Below are 13795 nucleotides of genomic sequence, written 5' to 3' on the forward strand. Positions count from 1 at the left end.
ATAGGCATTAGAATAGGATTATAACCAAAGAGGAGGGAAGGAAATGGGCAAAAGAGTGCGGACTGACCTTGGGGACCTCTTGATCCTAACTGTCGACATCATGCTTCTTGTTATCGCGTACATCCTTTCCTATTTTCTGGTATACGGAACATCAACGAACTCTCTGGTCTGGAATCCATTTGTCGAATCGGTTCCAGTCATGGTCCTCTTGTACATATTCCTGATGACTTCCTACGGTTTATGGAAGACCATGAGGCTTAGCTTAGGAGAGGTAATATATTCAGTGTTCCTGACAGCCGGAACTCTTTCAGCTCTGAATTTTTTGATATCCCGATTCATCATCGACCGGGCATATCCGAAATACATATTCATGGCGGGATTTGTCCTTGCATTTATCCTGCTGTCAATCTGGAGGACGTTAGTGTATTGGCTGCAGATTGCAGAGCATGGAAGGAAAAACCTTCTTATCATCGGAGGGAAGGATGCCGGAAGGATAGCAGTGAAGGCCATTGAAGGAATGTCCAGACTGTATCAGGTGCGGGCGGTGGCAGACTGGAGAAGCAGAAATGTCTCAAAATACATTGAGGAAAATGAAGTTGTATTCCTTTCTGACGACATTGGAGGAGAGGAAAAGTCAAGACTTATTGATATGCTGATGAGCATGAAGAAAAGCGTATACGTAGTACCTAAGAGCTATGAGATAAATATCCTGAAGGCGCACTTTGAACGGGTATCAGACAAGCCTCTCATTAAGCTCAGGAGGCTCGAACTTACGATTGAACAGAGGTTCCTGAAGAGGATACTGGATCTTGTTCTATCTGTCATCGGGCTTATACTCTTTTCACCAGTGGTTGCAGCAGCTGCATGGAAGATAAAGGCCTATGACAAAGGGTCTGTTTTCTACACACAGGAAAGGCTGACAAGAGGAAATAAAGTATTCAGGATATGCAAGCTCAGGTCAATGGTGATCGACGCTGAGAAGGAAACCGGGCCGTCCCTCGTGAACTTCGAGGATGAGAGGGTTACTCCTATCGGAAGAAGACTCAGGGCAAACAGACTGGATGAGATACCTCAGCTTTTCAATGTGCTTAAGGGCGAAATGTCCATTGTCGGGCCAAGGCCTGAAAGGCAAAGCTTTTTTGAGGAATTCTCAAGGAACATACCGGACTACAAGTACAGGACAGTTGTTAAAGCAGGTCTCACAGGATATGCACAGGTCTACGGAAGCTATACATCAAGTCCTGAAGACAAGGCAAAATATGACCTTCTTTATATCAAGGAATACAGCTTCCTCAGGGACATCAAGATTATCCTATTGACAATGAAGATCATGTTCATGAAGGATAAAGCCGGCGGAGTTAGGAAGGAACCTGATATTTACGAGTTAGCCCGTGAAAGGGGACTCGACATAACAATTGACATCTCGGAGGCTGCGTTTTCGCAAGATATGCCTTAGCCCTTTTATATCGCAACGTTTTCAATTATACTGAGATTGGAAGACTTCGTGGATTACAAGGCGTGATTGCATTTTCTTTTGCAGGAGGCGTAACATGGTCATTCTCGGCGGCAGCTCCCTTACACTCGAAGAACTTGAAAGGGTAGCTAGAGGAAACGAATCGGTAGAACTTTCAGATGCTGCCAGGTTCAGCATACGGGAGTCCAGAAGAAGGCTGGAAAAGGCTGCATCAGGTTCACAGCCGGTATATGGCGTGAATACCGGATTTGGCGACTTTTCTGAAATCAAGATAAGCAAGGAGAATCTCAGGAACCTCCAGAGGAACCTTATTGTATCTCATTCATGCGGCACCGGGGAACCTATGTCAAGGGATGAAGTGAGAGCCATGATGCTCCTCAGGGTAAATGCCCTTGCTAGGGGGTATTCCGGAATCAGACTGGAGACAGTTGAAATGATCGTCAGGATGCTGAACAGGGGTATCCACCCTGTGGTACCTGAAAAGGGGTCACTGGGAGCATCAGGTGACCTTGCACCGCTGGCCCACATGGTGCTGGCGATGATCGGCGAAGGTGAAGTTGAATACAATGGCATCAGGGTGCCGTCATCCGAAGTGCTTTCAGAAGAAGGACTAAAGCCTGTCATACTTGAGGAAAAGGAAGGACTTGCCCTGATCAATGGAACACAGGCGCTGACGGCAATTGGAGCTTTATCGCTTATAGATTCATTCAGAGCATACTACCTTGCAAACCTTTCAGGGGCACTTACGATGGAAGCTCTCAGGGGAATAACTACAGCTTATGATCCAAGGCTTCACAGTGCCAGAGGACATATGGGACAGATGGAAACTGCTGATATAATGCTTAGGCTGGTTGAAGGAAGCGAGTTCACAACTATCCAAAATGAGATCAGGGTTCAGGATGCGTATTCGATTCGCTGCATTCCACAGGTACATGGCGCCGTCAAGGACACTTTGGACTATGCCAGGGAAAAGGTGGAAATCGAGATGAATGCGGTGACTGACAATCCAATCGTATTGTCAGACAGTGAGATATACTCAGGCGGCAACTTTCATGGAGAACCCATGGCTCTTGTATTCGACTTCCTTTCGATTGCTGTCAGCGAGCTGGCTTCAATATCCGAGCGAAGGCTGGAAAGGCTTGTAAACCACCAGCTGAGCGGACTTCCGCCTTTCCTTGCAGAAAAGGGTGGTCTCAACTCAGGCTTCATGATAGTGCAATATTCGGCAGCATCACTTGTATCAGAGAACAAGACATTTGCACATCCTGCATCTGTAGACTCGATACCATCCTCAGCAAACCAGGAAGACCATGTATCCATGGGAAATTTTGCAGCAAGGAAATTCAGGGAAATCGTGAGGAACACGACCAGGGTAATTTCAATGGAGGCTTTTACAGCTTGCCAGGCAGTGGACTTCAGACCAGGTGACCTTATGCTTGGTGCTGGAACAGGAGAAGCATACAGGAAGATACGGGAAAGGGTGCCGTTCATAGAAAGCGACACCATAATGTATAAAGAGATGGACAAGGTATTGGAAATAATGAAGGAATATGATCTTGGAAAAATAATCTAACGAGGTGATAAAATGTTAAAAGATCTCAGCCTTAAGGAATTCACAGACGAACTGGCATCCGGCAGCCCTGCTCCCGGAGGCGGCGCAGCGGCAGGCTTATCAGCGGCCATTGGAGCCAGCCTTGCATCCATGGTCTTTAACCTTACAGTGGACAGGAAGGCTTCGGAGAATTATCCGGAAGATGTAAAGTCGGCGATGAAGGACGCACTTGTCACATCTGATGAATTGAGGGCAAGATATATCGAATTCATAGACAAGGATGCGGACTCATTCAACCTCCTTATGGCAGCCTACAAACTGCCAAAGGATACAGATGAGGAGAAGGCAGCAAGGAACGAGAAGATATGTGAAGCAAAGGAGCTTGTACTGCAGGTTCCAAGGCAGCTTCTGAATGAATCCTACAAACTGTATGATTCACTGAAGGTTGCTTCCGAGTATGGAAACAAGAATGCTATTTCTGATGCAGGAGTAGGCGCGATCATGGTGCATGGTGCGATTGAGGGTGCAGCCCTCAATGTATTCATAAACCTTGCAAGCATGGAGGTCAATGAAGAGACTATAGCCATAAAGGAAGAGTCGGACAAGATTGTAGAGAACTCCAGGTGCATCAAGGAAGACATAGTATCCCAGGTAATAGACAAGATTTACGGCAGATAAGAATATATTTATTTAAAGGACCCCAAAGGGTCCTTTTCTGCATCTGAATATTGAATGGAGGGCAACCTATGGGCAAGATACTTTTCGCAACTGACCTGGATGGAACCATACTGCACCATGACAAGATGGATGCGGCGGATCTGGCAGCTGTTAATAAGCTGAAGAACCTGGGTGCAACAATAGCTGTAGCCACAGGAAGGCCTCTAAATGGCGTTGAGAAAGTGTTCCGGAACCATGGATTCGAACCTGACTATATGGTCCTTATGAATGGTGCCCTTGTTCTTGATTCAAGAGGAATGACCATCACCGGAAGGACCATAGGTATAGACACTGCCACAATCATTGCTGACCTTTGCCTTGAACGCGGGTTCGATGTGGCATTCGAAGGCGGCAGCAATACCTGGTTCTACAGGAGTGAGATCCCTGATGGAATTTCAGATTCTGTAGCAGGAGTCTACGCCATAGATGATATTGCTGAAATGAAGGACCAGGTATATCTGATTTCAATCACTGCCAATAAGGGCTTGGATGAAATCGAGGCACTGAGAAATGAAATCGAATCAGGATTTGGAAAGGAAATTGAAGCATATAGAAATGTAAAGTACATAGATGTGGTACCAAAAGGCATCTCCAAGGGTGAAGGAATCAGGACGATCATGGAACTGGAAGGTATAATAAGACAAAACGTTCATGTCATCGGAGATTCGTTCAATGACATACCCATGTTCAGGGAAGCTGGTTTCTCATACACACTGTCGCATACAGAGGATGAGCTTAAGGGTCATGCGGACTTTGTTGTTGATTCTGTAGCTGAATGCATTGAAAGTCATGTTCTGCCTGAAGAATAGAAGGGCATTAGGAAGGCCTGGATTGACTATGGCAGTATTTGGACCGAAAAATCTGATCGCTGACATATAATACCCCGGAGGTGAAATCCTCCGGGGTATTTGAACAGCTATGCTTTCAGCGCTTCGATTGATGAGATGAATGCACCGGCGTTATGAATCGCAGTGTCCATGGCAGCTGCTGATGGACCGCCATATGTTTTCCTTCTCTGGAGACAGTTTACCATCTTAATGAATTCGAGTATGTCTTCACCGAACTTTTCGGAGAATGAGTTGAATTCATCTGCAGAAAGGTCGTCGAGAGCTTTGCCGTTTATTATGCAGTAGTTTACCATCCTTCCTATGATCTCATGGGCGCTGCGGAAGGGGACTCCCTGCATGACGAGGTAATCAGCTGCATCAGTTGCGTTGAGGAATCCACCCCTTAGCTTCTCCATCATCCTGTCCTTGTTGAAGGTGGCTGTGGAAAGCATGGGTGTGAATGCTGCAAGGCATGCCTTGACAGTATCAAGCGCGTCAAAGGTGGTCTCCTTGTCTTCCTGCATGTCTTTGTTATAGGCGAGTGGAAGACCCTTCATTATAGTCAGAAGCGCTACCAGGTCACCATAGACCCTTCCTGTCTTGCCTCTTACAAGCTCTGCAATGTCAGGATTCTTCTTTTGAGGCATGATGCTGCTTCCTGTGGAGAATGCATCATCCATTTCAACATACCCGAACTCGTTTGAGTTCCAGATTATTATTTCCTCACAGAACCTTGAAAGGTGCATCATGAGTATTGATGACGCTCCCAGGAATTCCAGTGCGAAATCCCTGTCTGATACTCCGTCCATGGAGTTTTCAGTGAGACTTCCGAATCCAAGCTCTGCAGCTACCATATGCCTGTCAATCGGGTAGGTTGTGCCTGCAAGGGCACCGCTGCCAAGCGGCATATGGTCCATCCTCTTCTCGGAATCAATGAATCTCGTAAGGTCCCTGGAGAACATCTGGAAGTATGCCATAAGGTGGTGGCCTAAAGTGACAGGCTGAGCCTTCTGAAGGTGTGTATACCCAGCCATTATCGTATCCCTGTGTTCAGATGAAAGGTCAAGTATTACCTTCAGAAGGTCAAGGACCATGTCCTCAACCTCCTTTGTTCCTTTTTTCATATACATCCTGAAATCAAGGGCGACCTGGTCATTTCGTGACCTTCCTGTATGAAGCCTTTTTCCCGCTTCTCCGATCCTTTCAATAAGGATCGTCTCCACGTTCATATGTATGTCTTCAGCCTCTACGGTGAATTCCAAAAGTCCCTTGTCGGCATCCTCCAGTATGGAGACGAGACCATTGATTATCAGGACAGAATCTTCCTTTGGAATTATACCGCACTCCCCAAGCATCCTCGCATGGGCTATGCTTCCAAGGATGTCTTCCCTATACATCCTCTGGTCGACTGCTATAGAGCTGTTGAAATCTTCCGTAATTGAGCTGGTTCCCTTCTGGAACCTGCCTTGCCAAAGCTTCATATGTGACACCCTTTCTTTAGGTAACTATTTTTCTTCTTCCTTCAGCTTCTTGTTGAGCATTGCCCTTACCTTGAGCGGAAGTCCGAAGAGGTTTATGAATCCTTCAGAATCCTTCTGGTTGTAAACATCGTCAGAGCTGAAGGTGGCGAGCTCTTCGCTGTAGAGTGAATACTTTGATTTGCTTCCTGCGATTGTGCAGTTTCCCTTGTAAAGCTTCATCTTCACAGTTCCTGTAACCATTTCCTGGGTTGAATCGACGAATGCGTCGAGTGCTTCCCTGAGTGGTGTGAACCACTGTCCATCGTAAAGTATTGAAGCGTACTTCTGTGAAACCATGGCCTTGAATAGTGATGTATCCTTGTCGAGAGTTATCCTCTCGAGTTCCCTGTGTGCGATAGTAAGGACTGTTCCGCCAGGAGTCTCGTATACTCCCCTGGACTTCATGCCTACCAGCCTGTTCTCAACCATGTCGGCTACTCCGACTCCGTTCTTGCCCGCTATGTCATTGAGCTTTTCCATGAGCTCTATGCTGTCCAGCTTTTCGCCGTCTACAGAAACAGGGATTCCCTTCTCGAAGCCGATTTCCACGTAGGTCGCCTTGTCCGGCGCATCCTCAGGAGCCACGGTCATCTTGTAGATCGAGCTCTGGTGCTCGTTCCATGGCGACTCGAGGTCAGCTCCCTCATGGCTTAGATGCCAAAGGTTCCTGTCCATGCTGTAAGGAGATTTCTTCTTTACTGGAACCGGAATGTTCCTTGCTTCAGCGTACTCGATGGCCTGTTCCCTTGACTTGATGTCCCAGACCCTCCAGGGTGCTAATATCTTTATCGATGGATTCAGAGCCTTTATCGCAAGCTCAAACCTCACCTGGTCATTTCCTTTGCCAGTGCAGCCATGAACTATGTATGCTGCGCCTTCCTTCTCGGCGATCTCAACAAGCTTCTTGCCTATGAGCGGCCTTGCCACTGAGGTTCCAAGAAGATACTTGTCCTCGTATATAGCTCCCGCCTTGAGCATCTGGAATGCATACTCATCAAGGAATTCCTTCCTGACGTCGAGAAGATATGCCTTGTTGGCTCCGCTCTTTATTGCCTTTTCTTCAACACCGAAGGTTTCGCCTTCGCCCTGGCCTACATCTACGCATACCGCGATGACTTCAAAGTCGTAATTTTCCTGCAGCCATGGAATTGTAATGGACGTATCCAGACCTCCTGAATATGCCAGTATTACCTTTTCTTTGGATCCCATATTATTACCCCTCTTTTTTTAGTCGATGTTATAATTATAGATAAAAAAGCATAATCATGCAATATTTTTCGGCTGATTTATTCATTTGGCAATAAGTTGAAGAATTGACTAAGCAACTTGATGCTGATAACGATTAGATTATTTGGATATTTTATCGCCTCCGTTTAAATGTTGCATGAATTGCGGGATTGGGAAATAAATGCAGAAGTTATGCAGCTATAATGAGAGGACAGATTCTAGTCATTTCAATTGCATGAACCGCTTCCTTAATTATAGCAGAATGTAGTGAAGATTTTCTTGAACTGCGTGTTAACAGCGTCAGTTAACACTGTTAAGTCTCTCCTTTCATTGAATAACTTGAATTAATGTCACATTGTAGGTATAATTCTATGGATAGACAAGGAGAGATTGAAATGAAATTAGGTATAGTAGGACTGCCGAATGTCGGCAAAAGCACACTTTTCAACGCAATTACTAAAGCAGGAGCGGAATCGGCCAATTATCCGTTCTGCACAATAGAGCCTAACATAGGTGTCGTAAGTGTCCCTGACAAGAGGATTGACGCGCTTGAGGAATTCTATAATTCAAAGAGGAAGGTATACACTGCAGTCGAATTCTATGACATAGCAGGACTCGTCAAGGGAGCCTCAAAGGGAGAAGGCCTTGGGAACAAATTCCTTTCCCATATCAGGGAGGTTGAGGCAGTCGTTCACGTGGTCAGGTGCTTCAAGGACGATAACATCGTTCATGTCAGCGGCGAAGTCGACCCGATCGAGGATATAAAGACCATAAACCTTGAGCTTATACTTGCTGACCTTGAGGTCCTTGAGAGAAGGATGGAAAAGGGAGTAAGGGGTGCCAAGGCAGGGGAAAAGAAGGCCAAGGAAGAATATACACTCATGGAGAAAATGAAGGCTCACCTTGAGTCTGAAAAGCCTCTTCGTACAATGGAGGTCACTCCTGAAGAAGAAGAAGCGATCAGGAACATGTTCCTGATAACCACCAAGGATGTGCTATACGTAGCAAACATTTCCGAGGAAGACCTGCTTGCAGGAGGATCGAACGAGATGGTAGCCCAGGTCAAGGAGTTCGCAACTAATGAGGGATCGGGACTTGTAACCATATGTGCAAGGCTTGAGGAAGAGCTTTCAGGACTTGAGGATGATGAAAAGCTTGAGATGCTGAACGAATATGGCCTGTCCGAGACCGGCCTTGACAAGCTCATACATGAAAGCTACAGACTGCTGGGACTCATGAGCTTCCTTACTGCAGGACCCCAGGAAGTAAGGGCATGGACTATAAAGATGGGCACCAGGGCACAGGATGCAGCGGGCAAGATACATTCTGACATACAGCGTGGATTCATAAGGGCTGAGATAGTAGACTTCAAGGACCTTATGGCCTGTGGCTCAGAGTCGGCAGCCAAGGAAAAGGGCCTTTACAGGCTCGAAGGCAAAGACTATATCATGCGCGACGGAGATGTCGTTCATTTCAGGTTCAACGTGTAGATTACAATACAGGCCAGGCAAGGAGATTTTCTTGTCTGGCCTGTATTGTTTCCAATATGTATGCTATTGCTTGACAGGGCATGTGGTATAATCGAAGGGAACGAGGTGATATTTTGAATGAGTACTTTCCGCGCAACAGCTTTCTGAAATTCACTCTTACAACAGTAGGCTTTTTCATCCTCATGTCGATAATTGCAGTGATCGCTTATGGTGTCTTTAAAGATTCTCCATATCTGGTCCTTGTAGATATAATCACATATCTGATGCTTTACCTCGTCCTTTTTGTCGCACCAAATACCCCTGAGGACAGGGCTGCGATTCTAAGGAAACCCTATGAGGATGCTGGCAGCTTCATGTTGACTGCTGCGCCATTCTTCATAATGAGCGTCACTTCGGTGATATATGTGAACCTGATTTCTGCACTCAGTCCGGAACTGTATGAAGCCTTCATAAACAGTCCGAACCTTGCTTCAAACATGGGGGATATCACAGACCCATTGGGATTCCTGACTTCCTTCATAGTCATTGTCATATTGGCACCGGTTATTGAGGAGCTTGTCTTTCGAGGTGTGCTTTTCAACATGCTTAACAGGAAGCTTGGCGTAGTAGCTTCTCTATTCATATCGGGGTCTTTTTTTGGAATACTTCATTTTGCCACGTTCTTCCCGGCTGCGATAATGGGATTCGTCCTTGGATTCATATACCACCGCACCGGTGACATAAGAACTAGCATCAAGGCTCATATTTTCAACAATCTGGTTTCTTTTTCGATGGCATACATTCCGTTTCTTGACTTCAACGAACCAGGCCTTATTGAGTCAGGACTCGGGATTATCATCATTATCCTTGATTTTGTGTTCATTGCCTGGTTTTTAAGATACTTTATCAGTGAAAGGAGATACCTGAGGGAGAGGGCTCCGGTTTACAGGGAGGTGGGATATTGGTAATAGACATTACAAGGGAGATCTATTCCGGAATGGAGGTCTTTGAAGGTGACCCTGAGGTCAGCGTCAAGGAGGAAAAGACTGTGGAAAGTGACGGCTATTCACTAAGGGAGATAAGGATGTCCACCCATGCCGGAACACATATGGATGCTCCAAGCCACTTCCACTCGGATGGAAGCACCATGTCTGACCTTGATATTTCAAGGCTCCTGGGGCATGCCTACGTTACTGGAAGCTTCAGAGATGCATTCCCTGACGGGACAAGGATACTTCTCTCCAGAAAGGGAGACCTTGACCAAAAGAGGGCTGTCGAACTTCTCCGGATAGGGATAGATGTGTTCGGCACAGACGAGAATTCCCTGGAGCCTGAGGGGGATTCTGAATATGGTGTTCATAGGATACTGCTCGGTGCTGGTGCAATAATGATTGAGAACCTTGACCTGTCAAATGCTCCAGACGGGACTTACGGATTTGTTGCGCTTCCACTAAGGATAAGGGATGGCGACGGAGCTCCGCTTCGGGCGGTGCTTCTGACATGATCTATACTGCAATTGGAAGATTTACGCTCCGTGCTGACCATGTGAACAGCCTGAAGGAAAAGAGAAGTATAGTGTCAGGCCTTAAGAACAGGGTGTCTTCAAGGTTTAACGCATCAAGCTGCGAAGCAGAACTCATGGATTCACACAAGGATATTGTAATTGGCGTTGCAGTCGTATCCGGGAGCAAGGAGGCGGCGATGCGCGAAATGGACAAGATTGCGGACTTTATCGATCTTAACAGAGAAGCTGAACTTGTATCCGAGGAGATAGACATTCATAGTTTTTAGGAGGTTAAAATGAAATTCAGCGAATATGCATACACCAGACCGGAAATCAAAGAGGTTCAGGAAAATGCCAGGAGGATACTTTCAGAGATGGAGGGTGCTTCAGACGGGGAAGGCTTCGTAAAGGCAATGGATGAGTACATCGCCCTGAGAAACCATGTTGAAACCATGTTCACTCTGGCATCCATAAGACAAAGTATTGACACTAGGGACGAGTTCTATGATAAGGAACAGGCATATATGGACGAGATGATGCCCCATTACCAGGAACTTGTAACTGACTTCTACAAGGTCCTGATCTCGAGTCCTTACAGAATGGATATCGAGACAAAGCACGGGAAGCACCTTCTTGACCTTGCAGAGCTCTCTATAAAGACCTTCAAGCCTGAAATCATCGAGGAGCTTCAGCTTGAAAACAGGCTTTGCACTGAATATTCAAAGCTTGTCGCATCCGCAGCCATAATGTTCAGAGGCGAGGAGAGGAACCTTTCAGGTCTTGTGCCTTTCATGGAGGATCCGGACAGGGCAACCAGGAAGGAAGCCTATGAGGCATACAGCGGATTCTTCGCCGCACACGAGGCTGAATTCGACAGGATCTACGACGAACTTGTAAAGACCAGGGATACTATAGCCAGAAAGCTTGGTTTTGAGAATTTCGTGCCTGTAGGATATGCAAGGATGCTCAGGACCGAATACGGACCTGAGATGGTCAAGGTATACAGGGACGCTGTCCGGGAACACATAGTCCCGTTATCTGTAAAGCTGAAGGAAAGGCAGGCAAGAAGACTTTCACTGGATTCACTCAAGTACTACGACGAGCCGGTGCAATTCACTTCAGGCAACGCTACCCCCAAGGGAAGTCCTGAATGGATAGTTGATAACGCAAAGAAGATGTATTCTGAACTCTCTCCGGAAACAGACGAATTCTTCAAGTTCATGACAGAGAAGGAGCTCCTGGACCTTGTCACAAAGAAGGGCAAGCAGGCAGGCGGGTACTGCACATATATTTCCGAATACAAGTCCCCATTCATATTCTCCAACTTCAATGGAACCTCCGGAGACATCGATGTCATGACTCATGAAGCCGGACATGCTTTCCAGGTTTTCAGGTCAAGGGGATACGAGGTTCCTGAATATGGATTCCCGACTTCTGAGGCATGCGAGATTCATTCCATGTCGATGGAGTTCCTGACATGGCCGTGGATGGACCTGTTCTTCAAGGAGGATACCGGAAAGTACAAGTTCAACCATCTTCAGGACTCATTGCTGTTCCTCCCTTACGGAGTATCCGTGGATGAATTCCAGCACTTCGTATACGAGAACCCGGGTGCAACACCTCTTGAAAGGAAGTCGAAATGGAGGGAGATTGAGAAGAAATACCTTCCTGTAAGGGACTACGAGGACAACGACCTCTACAACAGAGGCGGCTTCTTCTTCAAACAGCTGCACATATTCGTTTCTCCATTCTACTACATTGACTATACACTTGCTCAGGTGTGCGCTTTCCAGTTCTTCAACAGGGCAAAGGAAGACAGGGAAACAGCATGGAAGGACTATCTGAGGCTCTGTGACAAGGGTGGAAGCATGCCGTTCCTTGAGCTTGTCAAGGTTGCAGGACTTAAATCTCCATTTGAAAAGGAGACAATACCAGAGGTGATCCCTGGAATCGAGGAGTATCTGGATTCAGTAGACGACATGAGGCTTAACTGAAGTTTCTGCTAATAAAGGACCCCTCCAATCCCAAAAAATTCAGTGTTGTAAAGAATTGAAGCTCTGAAGCTCCAGTGTGACTGTGTCTTGTGATACAGCAACGCCGTGCTTCAGAGCTTTTTCCGTAAAACTGCAGGACCGATTAGTATTGACATTCTAACATAGAATAGTAGAATATAGTTAGTTAGACTAACTATGTTTTCGGAGGATAAGGGCAATGAACATTGAAGAAAGTGCAGATGCAGTGGGTTTGTTTTGTCGTCTGCGCATGAACTTGAAATCAGACATACCAATCAGACCAAGCGAGATGGGAGTCCTGGTTTATACAGGTAATCAAGCTGTTCCAGTTACACCGCTGATGATCAGCCGGTTCTTTAGGATTTCCAAGCCTTCTGTGACTTCCCTGATAAGTGCTCTGGTTAAGAAAGGGTATCTGAAGAAAGAATCATCTGAGCTTGACAGGAGAAGCTATTCATTAGTGATTACAGGAGAGGGAAAAGAACTTGTAGAATCAACCTTTGCTGAGTATGTAAAATCAATGGAATTGCTGCAAGGTAAGATGGGTGAGGAGAAGTTCAATCGGTTTATAGAACTTGTACAACTAGCTAACTGCATATTAGGAGAGGCAAGATGAAGATACTTGTTACAGGAGCATCAGGCAACGTCGGAAGTCACGTTGTTAAGGAGCTGATTTGTTTAGGAGAAGAAGTTATTGCTGCTGGAACGGACTTAAAAAAGCTTCATAGCATGTTTGGTGATAAGATTACTGCAGCAGAGTTTGATTTTAGCAGAGAAGAAACATATGAGAATGCGCTGAAAGATGTGGACAGGGTATTTCTGATGAGGCCTCCTCATCTTGGAAAGCCTGAAGACATATATCCGTTCATTGAAGCGCTTGAGAGACATTCAATTAGACTTGTCTCGTTCCTCTCACTGATGGGAATTGAGAAAAATAAAATTCCTCCACACCATAAGATTGAAAAGCGCATTGAAGCTTCAGGGATTCCATACTCACATATAAGGCCAGGATTCTTTATGCAGAATATTACAGGATTGCATTTGAAGGAGATAAACGAAGAAAATAAAGTATTTATTCCAGCAGGAAAAAGCCGTACAAGTTCCATAGATGCTTCTGATATTGGGCTTGCAGCAGCTACCGTTCTCCATGAGCCTGAGAAGCACAGGAATTCTGCATACACGATAACAGGTTCTGAAGCTTTGGATTATTATCAGGTAGCTGAAATCTTGAGCGATTTGACAGGCAGAAGAATAATATACACTAAGCCTGGGTTATTGCAATACAGGAATTACTGCATAAAAGAACGTGGTTTGGACGCTAATTTGATAAATTAAATTCCATGATTTAAAAGAGATATCAGTAGAAGTTACCCTGGCAAAGTGGGAAGTGGAAGTTAATCTGACAGAAGGGTAAGATGTTGGTGATGGTGCCTCACTGGAGGTAAGCATGGATAAGCACTCTCACCTGACATTTGACGACAGGCTCAAAATCC

Annotated in this window: 13 protein-coding genes; 11 read left to right on the top strand and 2 right to left on the bottom strand. The window is 45.9% G+C overall.

All coding sequences use genetic code 11. The features are described 5' to 3' along the window. Positions 1–43 precede the first annotated feature (43 nt). From J2Z34_RS03200 to J2Z34_RS03215, 4 genes are all read left to right on the top strand, one after another. Positions 44–1456, top strand: coding sequence for a sugar transferase (locus tag J2Z34_RS03200; protein WP_209458411.1), 1413 nt, complete (start codon positions 44–46; stop codon positions 1454–1456). A gap of 94 nt (positions 1457–1550) precedes the next feature. Continuing rightward, positions 1551–3047, top strand: coding sequence for a histidine ammonia-lyase (hutH, locus tag J2Z34_RS03205; RefSeq protein ID WP_209458412.1), 1497 nt, complete (start codon positions 1551–1553; stop codon positions 3045–3047). 12 nt (positions 3048–3059) lie between these two features. Continuing rightward, positions 3060–3704, top strand: a complete 645-nt coding sequence (locus J2Z34_RS03210) for a cyclodeaminase/cyclohydrolase family protein (protein WP_209458413.1) — start codon at positions 3060–3062, stop codon at positions 3702–3704. A 68-nt stretch (positions 3705–3772) separates the two neighbouring features. After that, positions 3773–4552 (top strand): HAD-IIB family hydrolase, encoded by a 780-nt coding sequence (locus J2Z34_RS03215; protein WP_209458414.1) that lies wholly within the window; start codon positions 3773–3775, stop codon positions 4550–4552. A 107-nt stretch (positions 4553–4659) separates the two neighbouring features. Here J2Z34_RS03215 and argH read toward each other — a convergent pair whose 3' ends face one another. Both argH and J2Z34_RS03225 read right to left on the bottom strand, forming a co-directional pair. Continuing rightward, entirely contained in the window at positions 4660–6051 is a 1392-nt protein-coding gene (gene argH, locus J2Z34_RS03220) for an argininosuccinate lyase (RefSeq protein WP_209458415.1), read from the bottom strand. A gap of 24 nt (positions 6052–6075) precedes the next feature. Beyond that, complete coding sequence (locus J2Z34_RS03225; protein WP_209458416.1) at positions 6076–7299, bottom strand: argininosuccinate synthase; 1224 nt, start codon at positions 7297–7299, stop codon at positions 6076–6078. Positions 7300–7712: 413 nt separating this feature from the next. On the opposite strand from J2Z34_RS03225, the gene ychF reads away from it, so the two are divergent. The 7 genes from ychF (at position 7713) to J2Z34_RS03260 (ending at position 13637) form a co-directional block, all read left to right on the top strand. Next, positions 7713–8807 carry a redox-regulated ATPase YchF gene (gene ychF, locus J2Z34_RS03230; protein ID WP_209458417.1) on the top strand — a complete coding sequence of 365 codons (1095 nt, stop codon included), beginning with the start codon at positions 7713–7715 and terminating at the stop codon, positions 8805–8807. 113 nt (positions 8808–8920) lie between these two features. Continuing rightward, entirely contained in the window at positions 8921–9754 is an 834-nt protein-coding gene (locus tag J2Z34_RS03235; RefSeq protein ID WP_209458418.1) for a CPBP family intramembrane glutamic endopeptidase, read from the top strand. Continuing rightward, positions 9748–10290, top strand: coding sequence for a cyclase family protein (locus tag J2Z34_RS03240; RefSeq protein WP_209458419.1), 543 nt, complete (start codon positions 9748–9750; stop codon positions 10288–10290). The genes J2Z34_RS03235 and J2Z34_RS03240 overlap by 7 nt, the downstream gene beginning before the upstream one ends. Beyond that, positions 10287–10577 (top strand): DUF503 domain-containing protein, encoded by a 291-nt coding sequence (locus J2Z34_RS03245; RefSeq protein WP_209458420.1) that lies wholly within the window; start codon positions 10287–10289, stop codon positions 10575–10577. The genes J2Z34_RS03240 and J2Z34_RS03245 overlap by 4 nt, the downstream gene beginning before the upstream one ends. Positions 10578–10586: 9 nt before the next feature. Continuing rightward, positions 10587–12284, top strand: a complete 1698-nt coding sequence (locus tag J2Z34_RS03250) for a M3 family oligoendopeptidase (protein WP_209458421.1) — start codon at positions 10587–10589, stop codon at positions 12282–12284. Positions 12285–12501: 217 nt separating this feature from the next. After that, the gene (locus J2Z34_RS03255) at positions 12502–12918 is read left to right on the top strand and encodes a MarR family winged helix-turn-helix transcriptional regulator (RefSeq protein WP_209458422.1); all 417 of its coding nucleotides are present in this window, start codon (positions 12502–12504) and stop codon (positions 12916–12918) included. Next, entirely contained in the window at positions 12915–13637 is a 723-nt protein-coding gene (locus tag J2Z34_RS03260) for an NmrA family NAD(P)-binding protein (protein ID WP_209458423.1), read from the top strand. The genes J2Z34_RS03255 and J2Z34_RS03260 overlap by 4 nt, the downstream gene beginning before the upstream one ends. Positions 13638–13795: the final 158 nt, after the last annotated feature.

It is taken from the genome of Youngiibacter multivorans (assembly GCF_017873395.1).
Lineage (GTDB): Bacteria > Bacillota > Clostridia > Clostridiales > Clostridiaceae > Youngiibacter > Youngiibacter multivorans.